General features: G+C 64.2%; 28 protein-coding genes and 1 tRNA gene. 11 read left to right on the top strand and 18 right to left on the bottom strand.

Features of this window, described 5'->3' with window-relative positions:
* Positions 1 to 187: 187 nt before the first annotated feature.
* The 6 genes from HCU76_RS33690 to HCU76_RS33665 all read right to left on the bottom strand — a co-directional run bounded on the left by HCU76_RS33690 (position 188) and on the right by HCU76_RS33665 (position 3,613).
* Complete coding sequence (locus tag HCU76_RS33690) at positions 188 to 778, bottom strand: TIGR00730 family Rossman fold protein (protein WP_213959172.1); 591 nt, start codon at positions 776 to 778, stop codon at positions 188 to 190.
* Positions 779 to 796: 18 nt separating this feature from the next.
* A complete protein-coding gene (locus HCU76_RS33685; protein WP_218511700.1) occupies positions 797 to 1,192 on the bottom strand; it encodes a diacylglycerol kinase in 396 nt (131 codons plus the stop codon).
* The gene (locus HCU76_RS33680; RefSeq protein WP_218511699.1) at positions 1,189 to 1,749 is read right to left on the bottom strand and encodes an RDD family protein; all 561 of its coding nucleotides are present in this window, start codon (positions 1,747 to 1,749) and stop codon (positions 1,189 to 1,191) included. The genes HCU76_RS33685 and HCU76_RS33680 overlap by 4 nt, the downstream gene beginning before the upstream one ends.
* Positions 1,750 to 1,764: 15 nt before the next feature.
* Positions 1,765 to 2,505 (bottom strand): DUF3106 domain-containing protein, encoded by a 741-nt coding sequence (locus HCU76_RS33675; RefSeq protein WP_256354664.1) that lies wholly within the window; start codon positions 2,503 to 2,505, stop codon positions 1,765 to 1,767.
* A 116-nt stretch (positions 2,506 to 2,621) separates the two neighbouring features.
* Positions 2,622 to 3,050 (bottom strand): DUF3619 family protein, encoded by a 429-nt coding sequence (locus HCU76_RS33670; RefSeq protein WP_213959176.1) that lies wholly within the window; start codon positions 3,048 to 3,050, stop codon positions 2,622 to 2,624.
* A complete protein-coding gene (locus HCU76_RS33665; protein ID WP_213959177.1) occupies positions 3,047 to 3,613 on the bottom strand; it encodes an RNA polymerase sigma factor in 567 nt (188 codons plus the stop codon). The genes HCU76_RS33670 and HCU76_RS33665 overlap by 4 nt, the downstream gene beginning before the upstream one ends.
* A gap of 281 nt (positions 3,614 to 3,894) precedes the next feature.
* Here HCU76_RS33665 and HCU76_RS33660 point away from each other — a divergent pair, with 281 nt between their 5' ends.
* From HCU76_RS33660 to HCU76_RS33630, 7 genes are all read left to right on the top strand, one after another.
* Positions 3,895 to 5,679, top strand: a complete 1,785-nt coding sequence (locus HCU76_RS33660) for an acetolactate synthase 3 catalytic subunit (RefSeq protein WP_213959178.1) — start codon at positions 3,895 to 3,897, stop codon at positions 5,677 to 5,679.
* 229 nt (positions 5,680 to 5,908) lie between these two features.
* Positions 5,909 to 6,400 carry an acetolactate synthase small subunit gene (ilvN, locus tag HCU76_RS33655; protein ID WP_213959179.1) on the top strand — a complete coding sequence of 164 codons (492 nt, stop codon included), beginning with the start codon at positions 5,909 to 5,911 and terminating at the stop codon, positions 6,398 to 6,400.
* Positions 6,401 to 6,566: 166 nt separating this feature from the next.
* Entirely contained in the window at positions 6,567 to 7,583 is a 1,017-nt protein-coding gene (gene ilvC / locus HCU76_RS33650) for a ketol-acid reductoisomerase (protein WP_213959180.1), read from the top strand.
* A 162-nt stretch (positions 7,584 to 7,745) separates the two neighbouring features.
* On the top strand, positions 7,746 to 8,570 hold the full coding sequence (gene pssA / locus HCU76_RS33645) for a CDP-diacylglycerol--serine O-phosphatidyltransferase (RefSeq protein WP_213959181.1): 825 nt from the start codon (positions 7,746 to 7,748) through the stop codon (positions 8,568 to 8,570).
* 189 nt (positions 8,571 to 8,759) lie between these two features.
* Positions 8,760 to 10,463: a 2-isopropylmalate synthase gene (leuA, locus tag HCU76_RS33640; protein ID WP_213959182.1), complete on the top strand. Its 1,704-nt coding sequence runs from the start codon at positions 8,760 to 8,762 to the stop codon at positions 10,461 to 10,463.
* 36 nt (positions 10,464 to 10,499) lie between these two features.
* The gene (locus HCU76_RS33635) at positions 10,500 to 12,038 is read left to right on the top strand and encodes a 2-isopropylmalate synthase (RefSeq protein ID WP_213959183.1); all 1,539 of its coding nucleotides are present in this window, start codon (positions 10,500 to 10,502) and stop codon (positions 12,036 to 12,038) included.
* Positions 12,039 to 12,154: 116 nt separating this feature from the next.
* Positions 12,155 to 13,351 carry a serine hydrolase gene (locus HCU76_RS33630; RefSeq protein ID WP_213959184.1) on the top strand — a complete coding sequence of 399 codons (1,197 nt, stop codon included), beginning with the start codon at positions 12,155 to 12,157 and terminating at the stop codon, positions 13,349 to 13,351.
* Positions 13,352 to 13,412: 61 nt separating this feature from the next.
* Here the strand turns inward: HCU76_RS33630 and HCU76_RS33625 are convergent, their stop codons facing one another.
* Genes HCU76_RS33625 through pobA form a run of 4 tightly spaced genes read right to left on the bottom strand, consistent with a single transcriptional unit; the run spans position 13,413 to position 16,966 of the window.
* A complete protein-coding gene (locus HCU76_RS33625) occupies positions 13,413 to 14,213 on the bottom strand; it encodes an IclR family transcriptional regulator (protein WP_213959185.1) in 801 nt (266 codons plus the stop codon).
* Between the two features lie 33 nt (positions 14,214 to 14,246).
* Complete coding sequence (locus HCU76_RS33620) at positions 14,247 to 14,996, bottom strand: arginyltransferase (protein WP_213959186.1); 750 nt, start codon at positions 14,994 to 14,996, stop codon at positions 14,247 to 14,249.
* Positions 14,993 to 15,745, bottom strand: a complete 753-nt coding sequence (gene aat / locus HCU76_RS33615; RefSeq protein ID WP_213959187.1) for a leucyl/phenylalanyl-tRNA--protein transferase — start codon at positions 15,743 to 15,745, stop codon at positions 14,993 to 14,995. The genes HCU76_RS33620 and aat overlap by 4 nt, the downstream gene beginning before the upstream one ends.
* Positions 15,746 to 15,784: 39 nt before the next feature.
* Positions 15,785 to 16,966, bottom strand: coding sequence for a 4-hydroxybenzoate 3-monooxygenase (pobA, locus tag HCU76_RS33610; protein ID WP_213959188.1), 1,182 nt, complete (start codon positions 16,964 to 16,966; stop codon positions 15,785 to 15,787).
* A gap of 93 nt (positions 16,967 to 17,059) precedes the next feature.
* On the opposite strand from pobA, the gene HCU76_RS33605 reads away from it, so the two are divergent.
* The 4 genes from HCU76_RS33605 (at position 17,060) to HCU76_RS33590 (ending at position 19,835) form a co-directional block, all read left to right on the top strand.
* Complete coding sequence (locus tag HCU76_RS33605) at positions 17,060 to 17,863, top strand: IclR family transcriptional regulator C-terminal domain-containing protein (protein WP_213959189.1); 804 nt, start codon at positions 17,060 to 17,062, stop codon at positions 17,861 to 17,863.
* Between the two features lie 51 nt (positions 17,864 to 17,914).
* Positions 17,915 to 17,990 (top strand) — tRNA-Asn (locus tag HCU76_RS33600).
* A gap of 490 nt (positions 17,991 to 18,480) precedes the next feature.
* Positions 18,481 to 19,455: an alpha/beta hydrolase gene (locus HCU76_RS33595; protein WP_213959190.1), complete on the top strand. Its 975-nt coding sequence runs from the start codon at positions 18,481 to 18,483 to the stop codon at positions 19,453 to 19,455.
* Positions 19,456 to 19,655: 200 nt separating this feature from the next.
* Positions 19,656 to 19,835 (top strand): DUF3606 domain-containing protein, encoded by a 180-nt coding sequence (locus tag HCU76_RS33590; protein WP_213959191.1) that lies wholly within the window; start codon positions 19,656 to 19,658, stop codon positions 19,833 to 19,835.
* Positions 19,836 to 19,850: 15 nt separating this feature from the next.
* Here the strand turns inward: HCU76_RS33590 and HCU76_RS33585 are convergent, their stop codons facing one another.
* The 8 genes from HCU76_RS33585 to HCU76_RS33550 form a co-directional block, all read right to left on the bottom strand.
* Positions 19,851 to 20,627 carry a triacylglycerol lipase gene (locus HCU76_RS33585; protein WP_213959192.1) on the bottom strand — a complete coding sequence of 259 codons (777 nt, stop codon included), beginning with the start codon at positions 20,625 to 20,627 and terminating at the stop codon, positions 19,851 to 19,853.
* Between the two features lie 28 nt (positions 20,628 to 20,655).
* Complete coding sequence (locus HCU76_RS33580; RefSeq protein WP_213959193.1) at positions 20,656 to 21,291, bottom strand: TetR/AcrR family transcriptional regulator; 636 nt, start codon at positions 21,289 to 21,291, stop codon at positions 20,656 to 20,658.
* A 32-nt stretch (positions 21,292 to 21,323) separates the two neighbouring features.
* The gene (locus HCU76_RS33575; RefSeq protein WP_213959194.1) at positions 21,324 to 21,770 is read right to left on the bottom strand and encodes a phasin family protein; all 447 of its coding nucleotides are present in this window, start codon (positions 21,768 to 21,770) and stop codon (positions 21,324 to 21,326) included.
* Between the two features lie 57 nt (positions 21,771 to 21,827).
* Positions 21,828 to 22,355, bottom strand: coding sequence for a hypothetical protein (locus HCU76_RS33570; protein ID WP_213959195.1), 528 nt, complete (start codon positions 22,353 to 22,355; stop codon positions 21,828 to 21,830).
* A 98-nt stretch (positions 22,356 to 22,453) separates the two neighbouring features.
* A complete protein-coding gene (locus HCU76_RS33565; protein WP_213959196.1) occupies positions 22,454 to 23,338 on the bottom strand; it encodes a thiamine phosphate synthase in 885 nt (294 codons plus the stop codon).
* Positions 23,335 to 24,132, bottom strand: a complete 798-nt coding sequence (locus HCU76_RS33560) for a thiazole synthase (protein ID WP_213959197.1) — start codon at positions 24,130 to 24,132, stop codon at positions 23,335 to 23,337. The genes HCU76_RS33565 and HCU76_RS33560 overlap by 4 nt, the downstream gene beginning before the upstream one ends.
* Positions 24,133 to 24,167: 35 nt before the next feature.
* Entirely contained in the window at positions 24,168 to 24,365 is a 198-nt protein-coding gene (gene thiS / locus HCU76_RS33555; protein WP_213959198.1) for a sulfur carrier protein ThiS, read from the bottom strand.
* Positions 24,362 to 25,238 (bottom strand): FAD-dependent oxidoreductase (locus HCU76_RS33550; protein ID WP_218511698.1); only part of this gene is annotated, 877 nt, incomplete at its 5' end. The genes HCU76_RS33550 and thiS, both read right to left, overlap by 4 nt.

The raw sequence follows: 25,238 nt of genomic DNA, 5'->3' as shown, positions 1-25,238 counted from the left end.
CCGCGAGCCGGAAGCCCCCGAGCCTGGGAGTCTGGGCGGCAGAAGCCGTCGAAGCGAAATGCGCGAAAAACGAGGAAAGCGTGGTGATACCGACAAGCCCATAGCCCAGCTATGGGCGCAGGCGGGAGCGCCGCGATGGACCGTTTTCCGCGCGTTGCAGCCGACGCTGCTTCTGCCGCCCAGACTCCTAGAGCACCTCGGCCAACTTGTCGCCACGCGGGTGGCGGCGCGCTTCTTCCAGCAACTCTCCCAGCAGCGCAGCCGGCTCAGCGCCGCTGCGCACCAGCCCCATCTGCCATTCCCCCATGAAGCCTTCGCCCACTGAATGGGCGAGGAAGGCGAGCATGGTGTCGTAGTAGCCAGCCGTGTTGAGAATGCCGACGGGCTTGTCGTGATAGCCCAACTGGCGCCAGGTCCAGATCTCGAACAGCTCCTCGAAGGTGCCGATGCCGCCCGCCAATGCCACGAAGGCGTCGGCGCGTTCTCCCATCATGGCCTTGCGTTCATGCATCGTGTCGACGACATGAAGCTCGTCGCAGAGCGGATTGGCCAGTTCCTTGTCGACCAGTGCCTTGGGAATGATGCCCACCACCCGGCCTCCGGCGGCGCGCGTGGCCTCGGCCACCGTGCCCATGAGGCCTGTGCGGCCGCCGCCATAGACGAGCTGGCCGCGGTTCTCGCCGATCCAGCGGCCGACGGACTGCGCTGCTTCTGTATGTTCAGGTCGCTCGCCGGGCCGCGAGCCGCAATAGATGCAAATCGAAAAATCAGGATTCATGCCACGATCATGCCGCGTTCAAACCAGGAATCGGGTGCACAGTGCAGCAAGCCAGATGCCGCCGGCCAGCAAAAGGGCCAGCAGCACCGCGGCGCTGCCCATGTCCTTCGCCCGCTTCGACAGGTCGTGCCATTCCGGCCCGATGCGGTCGATGGCCGCTTCCACGGCGGTATTGAGCAGTTCCACGATCATCACCAGCACAACGCTGCCCGCGAGCAGCGCGACTTCGACCCAGCTACGGCCAAGCCAGAAGGCCAGCGGCACCAGCACGATGGCAATCAGCACCTCCTGCCGGAACGCCGTCTCGCCCCAGCCCGCTCGCAGGCCGTTCATCGAGATCAGCATCGCGTGGAATACGCGGGTCAGCCCGCTGCGGCCCTTCTGGGGGTTGACGGCAGGATCGGGCTGGCTCATCGACGGCTCATGGGCTTGGAGGGGATCAGCCGCGTGCCAGCCCAAGCGTCGTGCCAGAACTGCTCTTGCGGGTGGAATCGCGCCAGCAACGCCCAAACCACCACCCAGCCGGTGAGCAACAGCACCGCTTCGCCGCCCGAGACCTTGAACGGCGCCATGACGGCCAAGGGCGGCAGGAACCAGATCCAGCTCAGCAGGTAGCGCAGCAGGGCGCGACCCTGCTTCAGCGGCCGGCCATGGCGGTCGACCACGCGCAGGCCCCAGGTCTTCATCGCGAGCGTCTGGCCGTGGATCCAGAACCAGACGAAATAGAGGCCGAACACGACGAACAGGAATGCCTGCAGCAGATGCCGCCGCTCGTCCATCGCGTCACGCATTTGCCCCAGCGTGCTGAACAACCAACCCGAAACAAAGACCACGGCAAACAGCAGCATGCCTTCGTAGGTCCAGCAAGCCATGCGGCGCCAGAGGCCCGGGGCGGAGAGATCGGGCAGTGCTTGCGTGGACGGGGAGACGGGGGGAGCGGGTTCTGAGTGAATGGTGGCGCCAGCGTTCATGGGCCCGGCGCCGGGTCAGGGCGCGGAGGAGGGTTGCTCGGTTGTGCGGACCGGCGGAATCGTAGCAGGTGCCTCGGGCGCACTGGCCGCCGGGGCGGGGATCTGAGCCTCTGCCGCAGGGGGCACCGGCGTGCTGGCAGGTGCTGCGGGGGGCGGCGCAGCCGCGACCGGAGCCGACGATGCCGCCGGAGTTGCAGGCCCGGCCGGCGGCGCAAGCTGGATGCGCGGACTGTGCTCGCCCTTGCCCAACAGGGAAGTCGACTGCGGCACCGGGGCGAGCTTTCTCTCCGGCACCGGGCGAACCGGCAGGGCGGCGCTTGGCTGACGCACCTGCGCACGCTCCGCCAAATCGCGCTTTTCGTCCTCGCTCAGCGCCTGGTAGGCCTCCCACTTGGCTTTGCGCTCGTCAGCCGGCAGGCGATTGACTTCGGCGAAGTTCAGCCGTGCCAGCGCGCGCTGCTGGGCGCTCAGTGTGGCCCACTCGCTCATCCGGCTGTGCAGAGTGGCCTGGTCCTCGGGCTTCATGGAATCGAAGTTGCGCGAGAGCGCCAGCCACTTGCTTTTCTGCACGCCGCCGATGGAGTTCCAGTACGGCGCCAAGGGCTGCAGGGCCGCCTGTTGGCCGGGCGTCAGGCTGGTCCAGAAGGGCTTCGACGTGGCCGGGGTCTTGCCATTCGCCTCGGATGATCCGGTGGGGGCGGTGCCGGGCTGCGCGGAGGCGCGCGCCGCTGGCAGCAGGCTCAGTGCCGTAACCATGACGGACAGGAGCAGGCCGCCCCAAACGGCAGCGCCCGTCGTTTGCGGGCGCAGCGATGAACGCGCCGATGCGCAAGAGGTCGGGCGTGGGACCATGCGGGCGGGGTGGCGGTGATTCAATGTGAGGCGGTGTCGCTGGCGTCTGTCTTGAGGAACTGTGCAAAGCCCGGATCGGTGAACGCGGCAGGCGGAAGATCGTCTGTCAGCAGGGCGGCATCGACTTCGGCCATGTCGTTCACGCGATTTTCGTCCTGCACGATGCTGATCGTGATCAACCCGACGACCAGCGCGACCAGCGGCACCACCGCGCCGACGCGTGTCCACCAGCCACCCAGTGCGACAGCGCCGCCTGACGGCACGATCACCTGCGCAGGGCGAAGGGCCGGGGCAATCTTGCGACGGGCGACGGCCTGCTGGCGTGCGACGCGCAGGCGTTCTCCGATGTCGTGCGGAAGTTCGGCGCTGCCGGCCGACAGGCGGGCCGTAAGGCGACGGGCGAATTGCTCTTCGAGAGCGCTGGAAGTCTTCGAAAGTGTTGCGTTCATAGCGATATACCTTTGGCCTTGAGCGCTTTGCTCAGGGCATGAACGGCGCGCGAACAATGGGTTTTGACGCTGCCTTCTGAACACCCCATCGCTGCGGCGGTCTCGGCAACGTCCATTTCCTCCCAGTAACGCATCAGAAACGCCTCGCGTTGACGCGCCGGCAGCGCAGCGATTTCTTCTTCGATTCCGTGGAAGATCTGGGCACGGCGGGTGGTGTCTTCGGCGCTCTCGGTCTCGCGCGAGTCGGTGGGCGAGTTGAAGTTTCCCAGCAGATCGAATTCGCCGTCGTCATCAGGGGCTTCGAAGTCGCTCAGGTTCGAGAAAAGTGCCCGGCGGGTCTTCTGGCGGCGAAACCAGTCGAGCGTGCAGTTCGACAGGATGCGCTGGAACAGCATCGGCAATTCCGTGGTCGGCTTGTCGCCATAGTGTTCGGCCAGTTTCATCATGCTGTCCTGCACGATGTCGAGCGCTGCTTCCTCGTCGCGGACGTGATAGACCGAGCGCTTGAACGCGCGCCTTTCGACACTTTTGAGAAAGTCGGAGAGTTCTTTTTCGGTAGCCAAACGGGTATGAACGCGGTGAAGCGCAGCGTGGGGTGTCTCTTCCAGGCGTTATGTTTTGGACGGCGCGGATTATCGCATCCGAAGTTTTGCCTGCTGGCGGCCCGAAATTCGACCTTTTCAGGTGTCATAATCGCGGTCGCACGTCAAAACGCAAACGGGTCACTGTCCGGCGGAGCATCCAGTCCGCTCATGGCTTTGGCCTCAAGTCCCGACGCGACCTCACAAGGGTTGGCAAGGGGCACCCAAGGTTTTTCGTTCCCGAAAATCACAAAAGGTTGATCATGGAAATATCCAAATCGGAACTCGCTTCCGCAGCAGCTGCATCCTCCGGGATGGGCAACCAATCGCAAGAACTCATGGGCGCCGAAGTGCTGGTCAAGGCGCTGCAGGCCGAAGGCGTCCAGTACATCTGGGGCTACCCGGGTGGCGCGGTTCTCTACATCTACGACGCGCTCTACAAGCAGGACACCATGCAGCATGTGCTGGTGCGGCACGAGCAGGCGGCCGTGCACGCGGCAGACGGCTATGCGCGTGCCACCGGTGAAGTCGGCGTGGCCCTGGTCACCTCCGGCCCCGGCCTGACCAATGCGGTCACCGGCATCGCGACGGCCTACATGGACTCGATCCCGATGGTGATCATCTCGGGCCAAGTGCCGACTGCGGCCATCGGTCTCGACGCATTCCAGGAATGCGACACCGTCGGCATCACGCGCCCCATCGTCAAGCACAACTTCCTCGTCAAGGACGTGAAGGATCTGGCACTGACGATGAAAAAGGCCTTTCACATCGCACGCAGCGGCCGTCCCGGCCCGGTGGTGGTGGATGTGCCGAAGGACGTGTCCTTCAAGAAGACGCCTTATTCCGGCTACCCGGAAAAGCTGGAGATGCGCTCGTACAACCCCGTGCGCAAGGGTCACGGCGGCCAGATCCGCAAGGCATTGCAGTTGCTGCTGAATGCCAAGCGTCCGTACATCTACACCGGCGGCGGCGTGCTGTTGAGCAATGCCACCAACGAACTGCGCACGCTGGTCGACATGCTGGGCTATCCGGTCACCAACACCCTGATGGGCCTCGGCGCCTATCCGGCGAGCGACCGCAAGTTCCTCGGCATGCTGGGCATGCACGGCACCATCGAAGCCAACAATGCGATGCAGACGTGCGACGTCCTGCTGGCCGTTGGCGCGCGCTTCGATGACCGCGTGATCGGCAACCCGAAGCACTTCGCCCAGAACGAACGCAAGATCATCCATATCGACATCGACCCGTCGAGCATCTCCAAGCGCGTGCGTGTCGACATTCCCATCGTCGGCGACGTGAAGGATGTGCTGACCGAACTGATCTCAATGATCCGCGAGACCGCCACGCGGCCGGACGCGGGTGCGCTGGCTGAATGGTGGAAGACCATCGAGGCCTGGCGCAGCAAGGATTGCCTGAAGTACGACCGCGGCAATACGGACGTCATCAAGCCGCAGTACGTGGTGGAGACGCTCTGGAACATGACCAAGGATGCCGATGCGTACATCACGTCCGACGTCGGGCAGCACCAGATGTGGGCGGCCCAGTACTACCGCTTCGACGAACCGCGCCGCTGGATCAATTCGGGCGGGCTGGGCACCATGGGCGTGGGCATTCCGTACGCCATGGGCATTAAGCTCGCCAAGCCGGAGGCTGAAGTGTTCACCATCACCGGCGAAGGCTCGGTGCAGATGTGCATCCAGGAACTCTCCACCTGCCTGCAGTACAACACGCCGATCAAGATCTGCTCGCTGAACAACCGCTACCTCGGTATGGTGCGCCAGTGGCAGGAAATCGAGTATTCCGGCCGCTACAGCCACAGTTACATGGACGCGCTGCCCAACTTCGTGAAGCTGGCGGAAGCCTACGGCCACGTCGGCATGCTGATCGAGCGTCCGCAGGACGTGGAGCCGGCGTTGCGCGAAGCCCGCAAGCTCAAGGACCGCACAGTGTTCATGGATTTCCGCACCGACCCCACCGAGAACGTGTTCCCCATGGTGAAGGCCGGCATGGGCATCACGGAAATGTTGCTGGGTTCCGAAGACCTCTAATACGGACTTCGAACGCAGAAGGAAGGCAAAAGTTACGCAGAAGTCGCAAAAGAAGGCGGTGAAGATTTTTCTGCGTTCCGTCTGCGACCTTGCGAAACCTTCGCGATCTTTGCGTTCGGCTGTCTGATGCCGATCCCGATCCACTCAACCTGAAGACGAATCTATTGCCCGCCAAGCCCGCGCATTACCGTGCACGGGGGAGGGCGGCGAAAAGAGGAGTCCATCGCTTATGAAACACATCATTGCCGTCCTGCTCGAAAACGAGCCCGGCGCACTCTCCCGCGTGGTGGGCCTGTTCTCGGCCCGTGGCTACAACATCGAATCGCTCACGGTCGCACCGACCGAAGACGCGAGCCTCTCGCGCATGACCATCGTCACGAGCGGGTCCGACGAAGTCATCGAGCAGATCACCAAGCACCTGAATCGCCTGATCGAAGTCGTGAAGGTTGTCGACCTGACCGAAGGCTCCTACACCGAGCGCGAGCTCATGATGGTGAAGGTGCGCGCGGTCGGCAAGGAGCGCGAAGAAATGATGCGCATGGCCGAGATATTCCGCGGCCGCATCATCGACGTCACCGACAAGAGCTACACCATCGAGCTGACTGGCGACCATGGCAAGAACGACGCATTCCTCGAGGCGATCGAACGCAGCGCGATCCTCGAGACGGTGCGTACCGGCGCCAGCGGCATCGGCCGCGGCGAACGCATCCTGAGAGTATGAGCGCTCCCCCAGGCTTGCCCACTTCGTTTGGCAGCCAACCCCCTCGCCAGGGCAACACCCGCAGTCCGGCAAAGCTTGCCCAGCGGTGTTTCTGGAAGAAATCCGGGGCTGACCAAGTGCCCCATCCATCCAACCACTCACACTGAATTCAACGAAGGAGCATCTCATGAAGGTTTATTACGACAAGGACGCGGACCTGAGCCTCATCAAGGGCAAGACCGTCGCAATCATCGGCTACGGTTCGCAAGGCCATGCGCACGCGCAAAACCTGAATGACAGCGGCGTCAAGGTCGTGGTCGGACTGCGCAAGGGCGGCGCTTCGTGGCCCAAGGTCGAGAAGGCCGGCCTGAAGGTCGCGGAAGTCGCTGACGCCGTGAAGTCGGCGGACGTGGTCATGATCCTCCTGCCTGACGAGCAGATCGCCAACGTCTACAAGAACGACGTCGCCCCCAACATCAAGGAAGGCGCTTCGCTGGTCTTCGCGCACGGCTTCAACGTGCACTACGGCTTCGTGCAGCCGCGCGCCGACCTCGACGTGTGGATGGTGGCGCCGAAGGCCCCCGGCCACACGGTTCGCAGCACCTACACGCAAGGCGGCGGCGTTCCCCACCTCGTGGCTGTCCATCAAGACAAGTCCGGCAAGGCCCGCGACCTGGCCCTGAGCTACGCCACGGCCAACGGCGGCGGCAAGGCCGGCATCATCGAAACCAACTTCCGCGAAGAAACCGAGACCGACCTGTTCGGCGAACAAGCCGTCCTGTGCGGCGGCACGGTCGAACTGATCAAGGCTGGTTTCGAAACGCTCGTGGAAGCCGGCTACGCGCCCGAAATGGCGTACTTCGAATGCCTGCACGAGCTCAAGCTGATCGTCGACCTGATCTATGAAGGCGGCATCGCAAACATGAACTACTCGATCTCGAACAATGCCGAATACGGCGAGTACGTCACGGGCCCGCGCATCGTGACCGAAGAGACCAAGAAGGTCATGAAGCAGGTGCTCAAGGACATCCAGACCGGCGAATACGCCAAGAGCTTCGTGCTCGAGAACGCTGGCGGCGCGCCCACGCTCATCAGCCGTCGCCGCCTGAATGCAGAGCACCAGATCGAAGTCGTCGGCGACAAGCTGCGCGCGATGATGCCCTGGATCAAGAAGAACAAGCTGGTCGACCAGACCCGCAACTGATCGCCTCTGCGACGAACAGGAGGCCACCCTTGCGGTGGCCTTTTTCATTACAGGCCCGAGAGGGCGCCTGAACTACACTGCCCACGATGCGAATCAACCCCCGTCCTGCTATGAATGTGATAGCTGAATGCGCCCGAGGCGTGTGCGTTGGAGGTCAATTCGATGCATGACGACACCGTGCACACAGAGGCTCTGCCGCGCAAGCGCCGCAAGGGCATCTACATCCTTCCCAACCTTTTCACGCTGGCCGCGTTGTTCGGCGGCTTCTATTCGATCGTCATGGCGATGAATTCGCGCTTCGACCTGGCCGCGATGGGCGTGGGCGCCGCGATGATCCTGGACAGCCTTGACGGGCGTGTGGCCCGGATGACCAACACGCAGAGTGCGTTTGGCGAGCAAATGGATTCCCTGTCAGACATGGTGTCGTTCGGCGCCGCGCCCGCGTTGATTGCATACGAATGGTCGCTGAAGGGATTGGGGCGCTGGGGATGGATTGCGGCGTTTGTCTACTGCGCCTGTGCGGCCCTCCGGCTGGCGCGATTCAATGTCAATACCGGTGTGATCGACAAGCGGTGGTTCCAGGGCCTGCCTTCGCCCGCGGCCGCTGCGCTGGTGGCCGGATTCATCTGGCTCATGACCGAGTCCGGAAAGCGGGGCGGCGAAGCCCTGTACCTGACATGGAACCAGATCAGTTGGCTCACCTTTGCCTTCACGCTGTACGCGGGCCTGACGATGGTGACCAACGCGCCCTTCTACAGCTTCAAGGACATTCAGGTGAAGAAGAGCGTGCCGTTCGCGGTGATCGTGCTCATTGCGCTGGGCATTGCCATCATCAATATCGATCCCCCGACGGTGCTGTTCGGCGTGTTCGTCGCCTATGGGTTGAGCGGCTATGTCGTGTATGCATGGCGCAAGGCGAAGGGGCATCCGGTGAGCGTGATCAGCACGTCGACCGACGAACCCGACGAACGCGGCCTGCACAACTAATTGCCACGCACAAATCGGCTCTGCTACACTCCGCACCCTCATGCAAAAGATTTCGCTGGCCCTACTACTGATCTCCTTCGGGCGGAGACGGTAGCGCACGCGCAAACCTTTTCACACGGCCCGTTCGCACCAGCAACGGGCCGTTTTGCTTGGGGTTGCTGGTTCATCACCCTCAATGGAGAGAATCAAATGTTGAAGCAACCCGACCGCAAGTACCGCGCGTTCGCACCGATCGGCCTCAAGGACCGCACCTGGCCGGACGCCGTGCTGACCAAGGCCCCGATCTGGCTGTCGACGGACCTGCGCGACGGCAACCAGGCGCTGGTCGAGCCCATGGACATCGCGCGCAAGATGCGCATGTTCGAGCAACTCGTGGCGATCGGCTTCAAGGAGATCGAGGTCGGCTTTCCCTCGGCCTCGCAGGTTGAGTTTGACTTCGTGCGCAAGCTCATCGAGGAAGATCGCATTCCCGATGACGTGACGATCCAGGTGCTCACCCAGGCGCGCGACCATCTCGTCGCGCGCACATTCGAGTCGCTGCAAGGCGCGCCGCGTGCGATCGTCCACCTCTACAACGCCGTGGCGCCGGTGATGCGCAAGGTGGTGCTGGGCATGAACGAGGACGAGATCGTCGAACTCGCCAGCTCGCACGCCGAGATGTTCAAGGACTGCGCAGCGAAGCAACCGCACACGCGATGGACCTTCCAGTATTCGCCGGAAATGTTCTCGGGCACCGATCTCGCGTTCTCCAAGCGGGTGGTCGATGCAGTGACCGAGGTATGGGGTGCGACGGCGCAGAACAAGTGCATCGTCAACCTCCCCTCGACGGTAGAACATTCCACGCCCAACATCTTCGCCGACATGATCGAGTGGATGCATCGCAACCTCGCGCGGCGTGACGGCATCGTGCTGTCGGTCCATCCGCACAACGACCGGGGCACAGGCACGGCGGCTGGGGAGTTTGCATTGATGGCCGGCGCCGACCGTATCGAAGGCTGCCTGTTCGGCAATGGCGAGCGTACCGGCAACCTCGACCTGGTGAACGTCGCCCTCAACCTCTATACCCAGGGCGTGTCGCCGGAACTGGACTTCTCCCACATCGACGATATCCGCGCAACGGTCGAGCACTGCAACCAGATCCCGGTACATCCGCGCCATCCGTACGTCGGCGACCTGGTCTACACCTCGTTTTCGGGTTCGCACCAGGACGCGATCAAGAAGGCGTTCTCGGCGCGCAAGGAAGGCGACATCTGGGACATGCCCTATCTGCCGATCGACCCGAAGGACGTGGGCCGCAGCTATGAAGCCGTGATCCGCGTCAACAGCCAGTCGGGCAAGGGCGGCATGGCCTACCTGCTCGAGAGCGAATACGGCATCGAGATGCCGCGCCGCCTGCAGATGGAATTCATGCAGACGGTGCAGCGGGTGATGGACGTGGGTGGCAAGGAATTGAGTGCGGCCGACCTCTACGCGCTGTTCGAGCGCGAGTACGGCTTGAGCACCGTGCATGCCTTGCAACACCGCGTGCTTGAAGAGCAGGGCGAGGGGGAAGATGCGTCGATCGTGCTGCGCGGCGACCTGCAATGGGATGGGGAGACTTGCCGCATCGAAGGCCGAGGCAACGGCCCGATCGATGCCTTCATCCATGCACTTGTCGACGCGACCGGCCATGCCGTCCGCGTGATCGACTACCACCAGCATGCCATCGGCGCCGGTGCCGACGCCAAGGCGGTGGCCTACCTTGAGTTGCGCGTGGACGAGTCGCAAACCCTTTTCGGCGTGGGCATCGACGCAGACACGATTTCCGCCTCGCTGAAGGCCATTGTTTCGGGCCTGGAGCGTGCGCGAGGGCAGGGCGCGCGCAGCGCACAATCGGTGGCTGAGCCGGCCTGAGGCGCAGAGCGGCAATTCAAAGTATGGAGAGACACGATGACCGACCAGCTGATCATTTTTGACACCACTTTGCGCGATGGCGAGCAATCGCCCGGTGCGTCGATGACGCGCGACGAGAAGATGCGCATTGCCCGGCAACTGGAGCGGCTGAAGGTCGACGTGATCGAGGCCGGATTTCCGGCCAGTTCCAATGGCGACTTCGAGGCCGTCAAAGCCATCGCCAACGCGATCAAGGACTCGACCGTGTGCGGCCTGTCGCGCGCCAACGACCGCGACATCGCGCGCGCGGCCGAGGCGCTCAAGGGCGCCGCCCGTGGTCGAATCCATACCTTCATCGCGACCTCCGCGTTGCACATGGAAAAGAAGCTGCGAATGACGCCCGACGAGGTGTTCGAGCAGGCGAAGCTGGCGGTGCGCTTTGCGCGCAACCAGATCGGCGATGTGGAATTCAGCCCGGAGGACGGCTACCGCAGCGACGTGGATTTCCTGTGCCGCGTGCTGGAGACCGTGATCTCCGAAGGCGCGACGACGATCAATGTGCCGGACACCGTGGGCTATGCGATCCCGGAGCTGTACGGCAACTTCATCAAGACGCTGCGCGAGCGCATTCCGAACAGCGACAAGGCCATCTGGTCGGTGCATTGCCACAACGACCTTGGCATGGCGGTAGCCAACTCGCTGGCGGGCGTGAAGCTCGGCGGCGCGCGGCAGGTCGAATGCACGATCAATGGCCTGGGCGAGCGGGCGGGCAACTGTTCGCTGGAAGAAATCGTCATGGCTGTGAAGACCCGCAAGGACTACTTCGGCTTGACCATGAATATCGACACCCAGCACATCCTCGCGGCCAGCCGCATGGTGAGCCAGACAACCGGGTTCGTGGTGCAGCCGAACAAGGCGGTGGTCGGCGCCAACGCGTTCGCGCATGCTTCGGGCATCCACCAGGATGGTGTCCTGAAGGCCCGTGATACCTACGAGATCATGCGTGCCGAAGATGTGGGCTGGACCACGAACAAGATCGTGCTGGGCAAGCTGAGCGGCCGAAATGCGTTCAAGCAGCGGCTGCAGGAACTCGGCGTGACCATGGAAAGCGAGGCCGACATCAACGCCGCCTTTGCCCGCTTCAAGGAACTGGCTGACCGCAAGAGTGAAATTTTTGATGAAGACATCCTCGCTTTGGTCAGCGACGAGGACGGGTCGCACGTTGGGGAGCAGTTTGCATTTGTTTCCTTGTCACAACACAGCGAAACCGGGGAGCGGCCGCAGGCGCGCGTGGTGTTCACTGCCCACGGCAAGGAAGTGACGGGCGAGTCCGATGGCAACGGCCCCGTCGATGCCTCTCTGAAGGCGATCGAATCGCATGTGAAGAGCGGGGCGGAAATGGTCTTGTACTCGGTGAACGCAATCAGCGGGTCGACCGAAAGTCAGGGAGAGGTAACTGTGCGCTTGCAGAATGCCGGCCGGGTGGTCAATGGTGTCGGAGCCGATCCCGACATCGTGGTGGCCTCGGCCAAGGCATATCTGAGTGCGCTCAACAAGTTACAGAGCCAAGCTGAGAGAATTGCCGCGCAAGGTTAGGTGTTCGAGCGCTCTTTTGTTTTCGAATGAGGAAGCGAATGCAAGTAACTGATATTGCGTGTCTTTTTCTAACTCGTTAAACTGCGCGCTTACTTTCGCCCGCTGGAGATTTATTAATGCCTGAAGCCCGCCTACATCGAGTTTCCAGCCAGCGGTTCCAACCCGCGTTTCGCATGATCGCCGTCGCTCTGTGTGCCACGGCGTTTTTGTTGCCCGCAGCCCAGGCGGCCAAGCATCCGGAGGCGGCTTCCGCCAAGAAGGCGCAAGCCAGTGCCGGCGCCAAGCAGAAGGCGGTCGTCGCCGCCAACGCTGCACCGGCCAAGGCCGCACGCGCATCCAAAGTCGAGCGCACCGACAAGGCCGAACGCTCCGTTCGCGCCGGCAGGAACGTGGTGGCCACCGCTCACACGCGCCATGGCAAGACGGTTGTCGCCGTCCAGCGCCGCTCCGTGGTCCGGCTGGCCGATGCCGCGCCGCCCAAGCTTTCGTACGGGCAACTCGCAGGACTGCACAGCCAGGACGAGCTCGATCTGAAGTCGAGCGTGGCACTCGTCATTGACCAGGACACGCGCGAAGTGCTGTTCAGCAAGAACGACCATGCCGTCTTGCCGATTGCATCCCTGACCAAGCTGATGACTGGCTTGCTCGTAAGCGAAGCCCGCCTGCCGATGGACGAACCGGTCACGATCACCGAGGACGACATCGACACCGAGAAGTTCAGCCGCTCGCGCCTGCGTGTGGGCACTACCTTGTCGCGTGGCGAATTGCTTCACCTGGCGCTGATGTCCAGCGAGAACCGCGCTGCCCATGCGCTGGGCCGCACCTTCCCCGGTGGCTTGGCGACTTTCGTGAGCATGATGAATGCGAAAGCGCGTTCGCTCGGCATGAAGGACACCCGCTATGTCGAGCCGACGGGGCTGTCGAGCGGCAACCAGTCGAGCGCACAGGACCTGGCCTTGTTGGTGAACGCAGCCTCGGCTGACGCCACGGTGCGCGAACTGTCCACGTCCCCGGAGTACCAGGTCGAGGTCGGCAATCGGATGATGCAGTTCAACACGACCAATCGACTGGTGAAGAACCCGGATTGGGACATTGGCGTGCAAAAGACCGGCTACATCTCGGAAGCGGGCCAGTGCCTGGTGATGCAGACGAAGATCGCCGGACGCAAGCTGATCATGGTGTTCCTGGATTCAGCCGGCAAGCTGAGCCGCATCGGGGATGCCGAGCGCGTTCGCCGTTGGGTGGAGGCCACTCAATTGATGTCGACGCCTGCGGCTCGCCATCAAGCCGTGACGGTTGGCGTCGCCGGATAGCGGGCTATCTGGCGAAGCTTGCCGATGAGCGGTCGCTGCAGGCGACTGCTCATCGGCAGCTTCAGGCCGAAGACGCCGCGGGCGCGTCGGCGCTGTGACCGAGCGCTCCGGAGATTTCGTTCGCAGTGGCTTGCAGCTTCGGCAGCCAGCCGTCGTCGAGACGGTCTGCCGGCGCCGAGATCGACAGGCCGGCAATGAGCTTGCCCTGGTCGTCGTAAATCCCGGCGGCCATGCAGCGGACGCCCAGTTCGAGTTCCTCGTTGTCGCGGGCGATTCCGTATTGGCGCGCTCGCGACAGTTCGCGCTCCAACGCCGGCAACTGCGTGATGCTGTTGCGGGTATGGCCGGCCAGCCCCGTGCGGGTGGCATAGCTGCGCACACGCTGCGGATCGTCGGCCGCGAGGAACAACTTGCCGGTGGAGGTGAGGTGCAGCGGGGCCCGGCCACCAATGGCGCGGACCACTTGCATGCCGGAGCGCTCGCTGTAGGCACGCTCGATGTACACGATCTCGTCGCCCTGGCGCATGCTCAGGTTGACGGGTTGCTGCGTGAGCTTGTGCAGTTCGCGCATGGGCGTCAATGCGGCATCGCGCACGTTGAGCCGGCCCTTGACCAGATTGCCCAGTTCCAGGAGGCGCATGCCAAGTCGGTAGCTGCCGGCTTCGGGTCGATCGACAAAGCGCCCCACGGCCAGATCGTTGAGGATGCGGTGCGTGGTGGAAGGGTGCAATCCGGTTTTTTCGCTGATCTCCTTGAGCGAGATGGCTTCCTCGCGGGAGGCCAGCACGTCGATCAAGGCGAACATGCGTTCGATCACCTGGATGACGGGTGTCGCGGCGACGTCGGATTGGGGTTTTCTCATGGGCGGCGGTACGGGGTTGTATCGCCTGCCATTTTACTTTGTGAAATCGCTTTGCGCTTGCCAGCGCCCATCCACAAGCAATTCGTGCGGCGAATAAAGGGCCTTGTAGTTCATCTTGGCGCTGCCCGAGATCCAGTAGCCAAGGTAGACGTGCGGCAGCCCCAGGGTTCGCGCCTGCGAGATCTGCCACAGCACGCCGTAGTTGCCGTAGCCCGCGCCCGCGTCGGGTTCATAGAAGGTGTAGACCGCGGAGAGCCCATCGTTCAGGACGTCCAGGATCGACACCATCTTGAGGGCGCCCGCGCTGCCGTCGGGCAGGGTTTCGCGAAATTCCACAAGGCGCGAATTGACCCGGCTTTGCAGCAGGAATTGCGTGTACTGATCGATGCTGTCGTGGTCCATGCCGCCGCCTGCATGACGACCGTTCTGGTAGCGCAGGTACAGCTGGTAGTGCTCGGGCACGAAGCAGAGCTTGAGCACCCGCGCCTGCAGGTTAGCGTGGCGCGACATGGCGCGACGCTGGCTGCGCGTAGGCTTGAACTCGTCGACCTTCACACGCAGTGGGACGCAGGCGCGGCAGCCGTCGCAATAGGGTCGATACGTGAACATGCCGCTGCGCCGGAAGCCCGCCAACACGAGGTCGGAATAAGCGTCGTTGTGGATCAGGTGGCTTGGCGTGGCGACTTGGGAGCGCGCCTGCCGGTCCGGCAGGTAGCTGCACGGATAGGGCGCAGTGGCATAGAACTGCAGCGTGTGGAGCGGAAGATCCTTGAGGTGCGTCACGTCAGTGGCAAAGGTCGCGCAAACAGGAGTTCGTCCCAGTATAAAGGGTCGAAATGCCATGCGGGCCCCTGTTGCCTGCGCGCGCGCGTCACATGCGAAATGAATGCGCTGCGCGGCATTTCCAGGGCGCCAAGGCTGGCCAGGTGCGACGTGTTCTGCTGGCAGTCGATCATGGGCATGCCGTGCCGGCGGCAAAAGCTCACCAGCGCCGCGAGGGCGATCTTGGAAGCATCGGCCTGGCGCGCGAACATGGATTCGCCAAACACCGCGCGGCCGATCGCCACGCAGTAGAGCCCGCCGGCCAGACGGCCGTCGATCCAGGTTTCGATGCTGTGCGCATGGCCGGCCTGGTGCAGGCCGCAATAGGCTTCCACCATGTCCGGCACGATCCACGTGCCGGACTGGCCGGCGCGCGGCGCGGCTGCGCAAGCGCGGATCACCGCCCTGAAGTCGTGGTTGATGCGCACTTCGCAGCCATCCTGGCGACGGAATTTCTCGAGGGTCTTGCGCAACGAGCGGTGCAGGCGAAAGCGCGCCACCTCCAGCACCATGCGCGGGTCGGGGCTCCACCAGAGGATCGGCTGGTTGTCGCTGAACCAAGGAAAGATCGCGTTGCCATAGGCCTCCAGCAAGCGCTCCACCCCCAGTTCTCCGCCGGCGGCCAGCAGGCCCGGCACGGGTGCGTCGGGGCCCCAGGCCAATGCCGGGTCAGGCAACGATTCGCCGGGCGCGATCCACGTGATTTGCATGCTGGAGGTATACACGCGTTTGCGTGTCTTCCTCCATGTTCAAAAGGATTCCAATGGCAGGCCTACGTAGTTTTCTGCGAGCGAGGTGGACGCTGCGCGCGAGTGGACCAGGTAGTCGAGTTCGGCCTCCTGGATCTTCTGGCCGAACTCGCCGTTCTCCGGAAACCTGTGCATCAGCGAAGTAAACCACCACGAGAAGCGCTCCGCCTTCCAGACGCGGCGCAGGCACAACTCCGAGTAGCGATCGAGTGCGGACTGGCTGCCTTCGCGGTAGTGGATCTCGAGGGCGCGCGACAGGAAGCCGACGTCGGCGGTCGCAAGGTTGAGGCCCTTGGCACCTGTGGGTGGAACGATGTGGGCGGCGTCGCCTGCAAGGAAAAGGCTACCGAATCGCATCGGCTCGGCGACGAAGCTGCGCAGCGGCGCGATGCTCTTCTCGAGCGATGGCCCGGTGACGAGGCGCTCGCAGGCTTCGGGGTCGAGGCGATGGCGCAGTTCGTTCCAGAAGGCGTCGTCGCTCCAGTTCTCGACTTTCTGGTCGCTCGCCACCTGCAGGTAGTAGCGGCTGCGCGCTTCGCTGCGCATGCTGCACAGCGCGAAGCCCCGCGCGGTGTTGGCATAGATCAGTTCGTGCGAGACGGGGGGCACGTCGGCCAGGATGCCCAGCCAGCCGAAGGGGTAGACCTTTTCGTAGAGGTGCAGCGCGGCTGCAGGCACGCTGGCGCGGCTGATGCCGTGGTAGCCATCGCAACCGGCGATGAAGTCGCAAGCGATTTCATGCGTGGCGCCGTCCTTCTGGTAGCGCACGGTGGGCGTGGCGGTGTCGAAGTCTTGCAGGCTCACGGGCGCTGCGTTGTAGATCGTCGTGAGGCCTTCCGCCGCCCGGGCCGCCATCAGGTCGCGCGTGACTTCGGTCTGGCCGTAGACGGTGACCTGCTTGCCGCCGGTCAAGCCGTGCAGGTCGATGCGGTGGCGGGCGCCCTTGAACAGCAGCTCGATGCCTTCGTGCGGCAGGCCCTCTTCAAGTGCGCGCACCTCCACGCCGGCCTGGCGCAGCAGGTCCATGCTCACCTGCTCCAGCACGCCGGCGCGAATGCGGCCCAGCACGTAGTCGCCGCTCTGGCGTTCGAGGATGATGTTTTCTATGCCGGCGCGGTACAAAAGCTGGCCCAGCAACAGGCCCGCGGGGCCGGCGCCGATGATGACGACTTGCGTTTTCATGAGGTCTCCTGAATGACCTCAAGCGTAGGGTGCGGAGCTTCAAGACAGAAGCCCGGTGCAAGCGCTGTGTGCGATGATCGGCAAGCCTGCGCGATGATCGCGCAGCAAGTCGATCAAGGCAACCGAGTGACCATCGCCAAACCCGATTTCATCGAAGGCATCGCCAAGGGCATGGCGGTGCTGGAGAGCTTCGACACGGAACGGCAGCGCCTCAATGCGACGCTCGCGGCCGCGCGCGCCGGGCTGACGCGCGCGGCGGCCCGGCGCCATCTGCTGACATTGACGCACCTGGGCTACCTGGAGACCGACGGCAGCTATTTCTGGATGTCGCCGAAAGTGCTGCGGTTTTCGGGGAGCTACCTGGCATCGTCGCGGCTGCCGCGCGCATTGCAGCCCACGCTCAACCGCCTGGCCGCGCAGACGCATGAGTCGTTTTCCGCCGTGGTGCTGGACGGGGAGGAGGTGGTCATCGTTGCGCGCAGTGGCAGCTACGGCGCGCCGACACGCGCGTTGGCCTACGGATTGCACCTGGGTGCGCGCCTGCCTGTGCACGCGACATCGACAGGTTGTGTGTTGCTTGCGTCAATGAGCGCGGCGAGCCTCGGTGCGTGGCTCAAGGGGCGCTCGCTGCCCCGGCTGACACCGCACACGCTCACACGGATCGCGGCGCTGCGCCGGCGCATTGCACAAGTGCGCGCCGATGACTATTGCATTGCCACCGAGGAGCACGAACTTGGCGTGCAGGCGATGGCGGTTCCGCTGCGCAACATGCAGGGCCATACCGTTGCAGCACTCAACGTGGTGCTTCCGGGCGGACCGCGTCCGGCGTCCCGGCTGCAGCACGAACTGCTGCCACTTTTGTTTGAAGCGGCGCGAGAAGTTCGCGCGATTTTGTGAGTTGTTGTGAGAGCCCGAAAAAGCACGCTATAATTTGAGGCTCAACAATATTCCTCGATAGCTCAGTTGGTAGAGCGCCGGACTGTTAATCCGTAGGTCCCTGGTTCGAGCCCAGGTCGAGGAGCCAAGACAAACCCCTGTGGTTCTTGAATGCCCCGCTATCTAATTGGTAGCGGGGCATTTTCAATTGCGAATGGCTCATCTCGTGATACGCCTTGCGCCTCTTCGCGGGGTCGCTGAAAAGCACCGTACCTGTGGTCGCTTCCACTCGGCGCAGGCCGAGCACTCCCAATTTAATACCTAAGCCCACGCTTGCTGGTTTGGATTGGCACAAAACAACCCTACACTTTCGGCACTGTCACGCCTGCCGGACAGGAGGGGTCCCAACGCACGGACGCCGCCGGCGCAATACAACCTGATTTCATGGTCCAAGGAGAGGAAAGCCGTGTTCAATTCCGCTGTCAACCATCGGTACAACGCTTCACTCACGCTCATGCTTGACGAACCTCTGGTTTGTTGCGCGGGCGAGGTCAAGGCTTGTTCGTCGCCCCGGGCAGCCGCGCGTCACGGGGCGGTGCGCCTCCGTGTCACAAATCATTCATGGAGAGTGCAGGCAAATGCAGCAATCTGATACGGGGAACAGCGTCTGGGGCTGGATGAAGCGCAAGGCTTTCAACTGGATGCTGCGCAAGCGGGCCCGCCCCCTGTGGGAGCGCCCCAATCTCACGGCAGCGGACATGCAGCATCTCGTGGACCAGTTGAGCAAGCGGCTGCCCGCGCGGGACGCCATGCCGGGCCGGCCCGAATTCATTCCCCAGCATTGCGAAGGCGAATGGTTCGAGCCGGTCGGCATCGCGCCCAAGCGGGTCTTGCTTTACTTGCACGGCGGCGCCTGGATCACGCGCGCGCCGCGCCTGTATCGCGGGCTTGCGCGTCGCCTGGCCCAACAACTCGAGGCACGCGTGTTCTTGCCCGACTACCGGCTGGCGCCCGAATTCCGCTTTCCCTTGGGTTCGGACGATTGCCTGGCCGCGTACAAGCATGTCCTCGCGCAAGGGATATCGCCCTTGCAGTTCGTGATTGCCGGGGATTCCGCGGGCGGAAACCTGACATTGGCAACCTTGCTGCGCGCGCGCGACGAGGGCCTGCCAATGCCGGCCTGTGCCTTCACGTTTTCAGCCGCGACCGACCTGGCATTCACGGGCGATTCGGTGCGCATGAATGCGTTGAAGGACGTGATGTTCATGCCGAAGGCTGCTGCCTACATCCAGGAGTTCTACTTGACGGACCCCTCGCAGGTGAACCACCCGTGGGTCTCGCCCCTCTACGGCGAATTGCATGGGCTGCCTCCCTTGCTCATGCAGGTGAGCGATAGCGAACTGCTGCTCGACGATTCGCGCCGCTTCGTGGAAAAGGTCCGGGCGGCGGGCGGCAGTGCCGAAATCTCCATCTGGCACGACCTGCCGCACGTGTTCCAGGTCGCCAAGTTCCTTAATGAATCGCAGGCCTCAATGAATCAGGTGGAGGCCTTCGTGAGGCATATCACTACGTCAGCGACTAGTTCAAAGGAAACCGCAACGGCCCCTGCGTGAGGGCTTGAACACCGGCCGGCGCAAGGTCGACGCCGGTGCGACACCCAGGTCGAAAAGCCCACAAGACAAGCCTGCTGCTCCATCAGACAGCAGGCTTTTTCATTCCGCTGTCGCTGGCTTCCTGCATCCGGATGCGGCTTTTTCCGGCACGCCGCATGAGCGCCGCGGGCACCCTCCGTTCATCCTCCACGGAGATCACCATGACGCCTTCCACGGAAAACGCGACGCATTCCACCCCGTCGTTCATCGACGTCACCGAGCCTCGGCACATCCTCTTTTGGACCCGTGAATTCGGCGTGTCAGAGATGCAACTGCGCTATGCAGTGGCGGCCGCGGGCGAATCGCTGCAAGACATCCGCGACTACCTCGGCATCAAGTGAGCCGTCGCGCGGGCGTCAGAGCCGGCGTTGCGGGTTGGGATAGATCAGCGCGCCAAGCGCCTTTCGGGTGAAGGGCTTCCAGGCGCCCTCTGGTTGTGCGAGCCGATCTGCAACGGCATACAGCACCGAAGGATTGGCCCCCAGGCCGACGTGGCTTGCGAAGACCTCGATGTTTTCCGCGGCGGGGCCGGTCTTTTCAAGACTGCCTCGCCAGGCGACGACACCATCGCTGCGGCTGAAGATCGAAGTGGTCGGGACAGGCGGCGTGGGGCGCACATGCTTCATGCGGGTCTGGTCGTCCGAACTCTGCCCGCTGACGTCTTCGTAGATATGCCATGCGTTCGTCGAACGCGGGCCGCCGGCGAAAGGGCTGCCGAGCGTGATGACGCTGCGCACCAGGTCAGGCCGCTTGGTGGCCAGCAGGCGCGCGTAAGCGCCGCCGAGGCTCCATCCTACGAGGCTGACCTTGCGATCGGCTTTTTCGCGCAGGGATTCGAGCAGCTTGAACATGCCGGCTTCGACGCCTTCGCGCGGACCGAGGTTGCGCCCCAGGCCCCAGCCATGCACGTCGTATCCGCGCCCGCGAAGGTACCGGCGCAGCAACTGCGTCGACCGGTCGCCGGCGCCCAGACCGGGCAGGACGAGCACCGGATGTCCGTCGCCCTTGGGCGCGAGCTTGAGCAGCGGCCAGAGCGACAAGGTAGCGCCCAGCTCCCAGCCCGCGCGCAGTTCGGCGATCTGCAGGAAACGCGAAGGCGGTGCGATGGTGGACGGGGAAACGGTGCGGGCCATGGAACTCCTGTGGTCAGGAACAGCGTTGCTATTGCACGTACTTGGAACGCAGGTAGTCGAGGTACGCCCGTGACTGCGGGTCGACATAGGGCGTGAGCAAGGTCAGCGTGTAGTAGGCGGCGAGTCCGGTGTCGGACGGTTGGGTCGAAGCCGCATTTTGCGTGACCAGCCGCTCGAACGACAGCCAGCAGGTGGTCGTGAAGACGATCTGCAGCGCCAGCATCTCGGCCTCGTCGGCGGTCGCTTTGATGACGCCCAGGGCAGCGAGGTTCTCGCACAGCGCGCGGGAGTTCAGCAGGTTGCGCGCCATCAAGGCTCGGGACTTGGCGGCAGTCTCGGGATACTCGCTCTCGAGGTGGGCCATGTCGCGATAGACGAAGCGGTATTCGTTGATGGCCTCGAAGCGCAGGTGCAGCGCCAGCCACAGGTCGTCGATCGCGCGGACGCCGACGCCGGCTTCGTCGATGGTTGCGAGCCTGTCGTCGAAACGCCGGAACAACCATTCGACGATCAGTCGCTTGGTCTTGAAGTGATAGTGAAGGTTGCCGGTGCTGATGCCCATTTCAGCGGCAATGCGGTGCGTGGACACCGAGGGCAAGCCGTGCGCGTTGAACAACGCCAGACTCGTCTGGAGAATCCGTTCACGGGTGTTGGAACTGGCCACAGCGATACCGGCGCGATGCGCGTCGCAGGAGGTCAGCGTTTGCGGCGGGGTTGCGCCTGCGCGAGCGCCTTGTCGCGCTCTTCGATCAGTTGGTTCACCTGCCTGCGCAAGCTGGCCAATTCTTCAGCGGAGGGAATGCCGAGCCGCACCAGGGCGGCGGCGATGCGCTGGTCGAACACGTCCTCGAGCTTGCGAAAGCCGAGGGTGTCGCCCAGCGTATCGAGCGGGGTCTTCTTGCCGGCCGGGCGCGTCCCGGTGGGCGTGCCCTTGGGAATGCCGAGCAGCGACTCGACGACCCGGTTCTGGTGGTTGCGCGCGTCGCCAAGCACCTTGAGGCCCACGGTCAGCAGGTTCTCGCTTGATCCGCCCGCTGCATCTGCCGCCGGCTCGCTGGCCTTGACCTTGCGCGCGTCGTCCGCGGCGGTGGTCTTCGGCCTGGGGCTCCTGGATGCAGCAGTTTTCTTGGCGGGCGAGGGCATGCGAACTTTCGTGTGGGCCCCAGGAATTCAGGGCGCAGGCATGCAGCCTATCAGGACTCAGGCCTTGCGAACGGCGCGGCGGGCCGGCTTGGCGACGACGGCGACTTCCGTGCCTTGCTCAACGACCGAGCCGATGCGGGCTTCGAGGGCCTTGGCGCCTTCGGCGATCTTGTCGGCGACTTGCGAAGCCAGCGTGGCGGCCGGTGCGCACAGGGCGCGCACTGCGTCGAGGTTGCCGATCTTGAAAGCGGATTCGACGCGAGCAATGGTGCTGTCGACCGACTGGATGCCGCTGTTGGCGCGCGTGGCGATCGCGTCGATGGCTTGGTCAGCGCGGTCGTAGGCGGTTTGCACGCCCTTGAGCATGAAGCCGGCCAGCACGTCTTGCGCGTTCACGAGGTCCGACTTGACCTGGTCGTTGACCAAGGGCAGCGAACGGGCTTCCAGCGCCGTGACGAAGCGGCTCTTGGCGTTGCCGAGCACGCGCTCGACGGTGGCGCGGTAGGCTTGGTTCAGGGTCTTGCCAGCAGCGCTGTACTGGTCGACGACGTGGGTGGCAACGGTAGCGAGGGATTGGTTCGACATGGTCTTGTCCTGTGAGGAGTTGTTTGGAATGGACGTATGTTCCCTCCAAAGGACTAGTCGGAAAAAGCTAGATCCTGTCGATAGTTAGGGCAACTGCTCTAGCAGTTTTCCAGCGCCCGCTGGAAGCGCTCGACCTCCGTCTCCGGCGATGCCGCCGCCACCAGCGCACGCACCACGGCCACCGAGCCAACGCCGCTTTGCAGCACCTCGGGCAGCCTGCCGAGATCGATGCCACCGATGGCAACCAGCGGATAGTCGCGCAGGAGGCGCGCATAGGCGGCCAGGCGCGTCGGTCCTTGCGGCGCGGTGGGCATGCGCTTGAGCGTGGTCGGGAACACGGCGCCCATCGCGATGTAGCTGGGGCTGAGGGCATCGACGCGAAGCATCTCCGCATAGCCGTGGGTGCTGAGGCCCAGACGCAGGCCGGCGGCGCGGATGGCGTCGAGATTCGCCTCGTCGATGTCTTCCTGCCCGAGGTGGACGCCGTAGGCGCCCGCGTCGACGGCGACTTGCCAGTGGTCGTTGATGAACAGCAGCGAGGACGTGCCCGCGACCGCGTCGATGGCTGCGCGCACTTCACGCTGGACCGCCTGGGGGTCGTCGGACTTGAAGCGCAGTTGCACCGTGGGCACGCCGGCGCGCGCCATGCGACCGACCCAGGCGGCATCGGGCAGCACGGCATAGAGGCCGAGGGCCTTGGGGCAGGGCGCGAAGGCGTTGTCGCGCGGCCAGGGGTGGAAGCCGAAGTCGACCGGGTCTTCGGGCCAGGCGGTGGCATCGAAGCCCAGTCGCGCGCTGCGGGCCTGCCAGGCCTGCCCGAGGCATTCGGCGTCGCTTTCGATGAAGCCGAGGCGAAGGCAGGCTTCCTTGGCGGCGCGGTAGACGGGCTCGTCGCGCGTGAAGGATGGCGTGAGGTCGCCGATGGCGGCGCCGAAGCGCCCGGTGTGGGCGTCGAAGATGGCTTGCGCGGAAGGAGCGGTCATGACTGGTGCCAAAAGGGTGTGCCCAGCACGGGCGTGCTCGGCTGGGCGGACTCTTGTGCGGACATCGCGCCGGCCCGATGCGCGGCGCGGCCGGCTTGCACCGCATCCGCAAAGGCGCCGGCCATCGCGACCGGGTCTTGCGCCAATGCAACGGCGGTGTTCAACAGCACGCCGTCGTAGCCCCATTCCATGACCTGGCAGGCATGCGAAGGCAGGCCCAGGCCGGCGTCGACCAGCATCGGCACGTCGAGCCGCTCGCGCAGCAGTTGCAGCGCATAGGGGTTGACCGGGCCACGGCCGGTGCCGATGGGCGCGGCCCAGGGCATGACGGCCTGGCAGCCGACATCGACGAGGCGTTGGCACAGCACCAGGTCTTCGGTGCAATAGGGCAGCACCTGGAAGCCGTCGCGGATGAGCTGCGAAGCGGCATCGACGAGATTGAGCGTGTCGGGCTGCAGGGTGTAGTCGTCACCGATCAGCTCGAGCTTGATCCACGGCGTCTCGAACAGCTCGCGTGCCATCTGCGCGGTCGCGATCACTTCCTGCACGCTGTGGCAGCCGGCGGTGTTGGGCAGCACCGGCACGTCGAGCCGGCGCAGCAAGTCCCAGAAGCCGTTGTCATGGCGGTCCGAAGGTGCTGCGGTCTGGCGCCGGAGGGAGGCGGTCAGCATCGCGGGGCGGGCCCGCCTGACGGCCGCTTCGAGCACGTCGGGCGAGGGGTAGCGCGCGGTGCCCAGGAGCAGGCGGCTGTGGAAGGTCTGGCCGTAGAGGACCAGCGGGTCGTCGGTATTCATGGAGTCTCTCTTCATGGCGCTGCTTTTGGGTTTTGTCAGCCGCCGGTCACTGGACGGATCACTTCGACCAGGTCGTCGTCCTGCAATGTGCGGGCGGCGTAACCGGAACGCGGCACGAATTGCTTGTTGACCGCGGCGGCGAAGGGTGGCGCCGGCGCCAGCAGCGCGATGGCGTCGGCCAGCGAGGCGCCGGTGGGCAGTTCGCGTGGTGTGTCGTTGATCAGGATGTTCATTCGGATTCGAGGGCAAAGCGCGACGCCAGCGTCGGCGTGCGGGTGGCCAGCCGTTCGATGGCCGTGTCCAGCATCGCGGGTGCGATGAGAAAGCCGTGACGGTACAGGCCGTTGACCTGCATCACGCGCGGCTTCAGCCAGCGAATGGCGGGCAGGTTGTCGGGCAGCGAGGGGCGGCATTGTGTCGCGATCTCCAGGATGCGCGCCTCCGCAAAGCCGCTGTGCACCGAATAGGCGGCGCTCAGCAATTCGAGCGTGGACCGCACGCTGGCGGGCGACATGTCGTCGGATTCGATCTCGGTGGCGCCGATGACGAACACGCCGTCGGGCTTGGGCGCGATGTAGAGCGGGTAGCGCGGGTGCACGAGGCGCGTCGGCCGTCGCAGGTTGACCTCGGGCGCATGCACGCGGATCACCTCGCCACGCACGCCGCGCAGGGCGGCCCATTGCGGCCTGGCGCCGAGGCCGCGGCAATCGATGATGCGCTCCGACGCGCCTGGTTCGAATTCATCGGGTGCGCGTGCGCTGTGCCAATGCATCGTCACGTTGGGCAGCGCCTGCAGCGAGGCCAGCAGCGCGGCCAGCAACTGCCGGTTGTCGAGCTGGCCTTCGCCCGGCAGCAGCAGGCCCTGCGCAAATCGCTTGCCGATGCCGGGTTCGATGGCGTCGACGCCGGCGGCATCGAGCCGCTGCATCGCCGGCAAGCCCGGCACTTCGTTCACCGTGCGCGCGAGCACGCCGGCAAAGCGCACGGCCTCAGGTGCGTCCTGCCGATGCCACAGCACCAGCGTGCCTTCGCGCTGAAAGAAGACGGCGGAAGCGAGCGATGCGAGGAGCTCCGGCCAGCGTTCGAGCCCGTACTGGCCCATGCGG

Origin of the sequence: Variovorax sp. dw_308 (assembly GCF_019207085.1) — a bacterium.
Taxonomy (GTDB): domain Bacteria; phylum Pseudomonadota; class Gammaproteobacteria; order Burkholderiales; family Burkholderiaceae_C; genus Variovorax.
Note: the sequence above shows the minus strand (reverse complement) of the source record. Positions and strands in the feature narration are given on the sequence as shown.

Excerpts from the sequence above, each read along its gene's own strand:
- HCU76_RS33690 (WP_213959172.1), bottom strand. The coding sequence starts at position 778 with ATGAATCCTGATTTTTCGATTTGCATCTATTGCGGCTCGCGGCCCGGC.
- HCU76_RS33685 (WP_218511700.1), bottom strand. The coding sequence starts at position 1,192 with ATGAGCCAGCCCGATCCTGCCGTCAACCCCCAGAAGGGCCGCAGCGGG.
- HCU76_RS33680 (WP_218511699.1), bottom strand. The coding sequence starts at position 1,749 with ATGAACGCTGGCGCCACCATTCACTCAGAACCCGCTCCCCCCGTCTCC.
- HCU76_RS33675 (WP_256354664.1), bottom strand. The coding sequence starts at position 2,505 with ATGGTTACGGCACTGAGCCTGCTGCCAGCGGCGCGCGCCTCCGCGCAG.
- HCU76_RS33670 (WP_213959176.1), bottom strand. The coding sequence starts at position 3,050 with ATGAACGCAACACTTTCGAAGACTTCCAGCGCTCTCGAAGAGCAATTC.
- HCU76_RS33660 (WP_213959178.1), top strand. The coding sequence starts at position 3,895 with ATGGAAATATCCAAATCGGAACTCGCTTCCGCAGCAGCTGCATCCTCC.
- ilvN (WP_213959179.1), top strand. The coding sequence starts at position 5,909 with ATGAAACACATCATTGCCGTCCTGCTCGAAAACGAGCCCGGCGCACTC.
- ilvC (WP_213959180.1), top strand. The coding sequence starts at position 6,567 with ATGAAGGTTTATTACGACAAGGACGCGGACCTGAGCCTCATCAAGGGC.
- pssA (WP_213959181.1), top strand. The coding sequence starts at position 7,746 with ATGCATGACGACACCGTGCACACAGAGGCTCTGCCGCGCAAGCGCCGC.
- leuA (WP_213959182.1), top strand. The coding sequence starts at position 8,760 with ATGTTGAAGCAACCCGACCGCAAGTACCGCGCGTTCGCACCGATCGGC.
- HCU76_RS33635 (WP_213959183.1), top strand. The coding sequence starts at position 10,500 with ATGACCGACCAGCTGATCATTTTTGACACCACTTTGCGCGATGGCGAG.
- HCU76_RS33630 (WP_213959184.1), top strand. The coding sequence starts at position 12,155 with ATGCCTGAAGCCCGCCTACATCGAGTTTCCAGCCAGCGGTTCCAACCC.
- HCU76_RS33625 (WP_213959185.1), bottom strand. The coding sequence starts at position 14,213 with ATGAGAAAACCCCAATCCGACGTCGCCGCGACACCCGTCATCCAGGTG.
- aat (WP_213959187.1), bottom strand. The coding sequence starts at position 15,745 with ATGCAAATCACGTGGATCGCGCCCGGCGAATCGTTGCCTGACCCGGCA.
- pobA (WP_213959188.1), bottom strand. The coding sequence starts at position 16,966 with ATGAAAACGCAAGTCGTCATCATCGGCGCCGGCCCCGCGGGCCTGTTG.
- HCU76_RS33605 (WP_213959189.1), top strand. The coding sequence starts at position 17,060 with ATGATCGCGCAGCAAGTCGATCAAGGCAACCGAGTGACCATCGCCAAA.
- HCU76_RS33595 (WP_213959190.1), top strand. The coding sequence starts at position 18,481 with ATGCAGCAATCTGATACGGGGAACAGCGTCTGGGGCTGGATGAAGCGC.
- HCU76_RS33590 (WP_213959191.1), top strand. The coding sequence starts at position 19,656 with ATGACGCCTTCCACGGAAAACGCGACGCATTCCACCCCGTCGTTCATC.
- HCU76_RS33585 (WP_213959192.1), bottom strand. The coding sequence starts at position 20,627 with ATGGCCCGCACCGTTTCCCCGTCCACCATCGCACCGCCTTCGCGTTTC.
- HCU76_RS33575 (WP_213959194.1), bottom strand. The coding sequence starts at position 21,770 with ATGCCCTCGCCCGCCAAGAAAACTGCTGCATCCAGGAGCCCCAGGCCG.
- HCU76_RS33570 (WP_213959195.1), bottom strand. The coding sequence starts at position 22,355 with ATGTCGAACCAATCCCTCGCTACCGTTGCCACCCACGTCGTCGACCAG.
- HCU76_RS33565 (WP_213959196.1), bottom strand. The coding sequence starts at position 23,338 with ATGACCGCTCCTTCCGCGCAAGCCATCTTCGACGCCCACACCGGGCGC.
- HCU76_RS33560 (WP_213959197.1), bottom strand. The coding sequence starts at position 24,132 with ATGAATACCGACGACCCGCTGGTCCTCTACGGCCAGACCTTCCACAGC.
- thiS (WP_213959198.1), bottom strand. The coding sequence starts at position 24,365 with ATGAACATCCTGATCAACGACACACCACGCGAACTGCCCACCGGCGCC.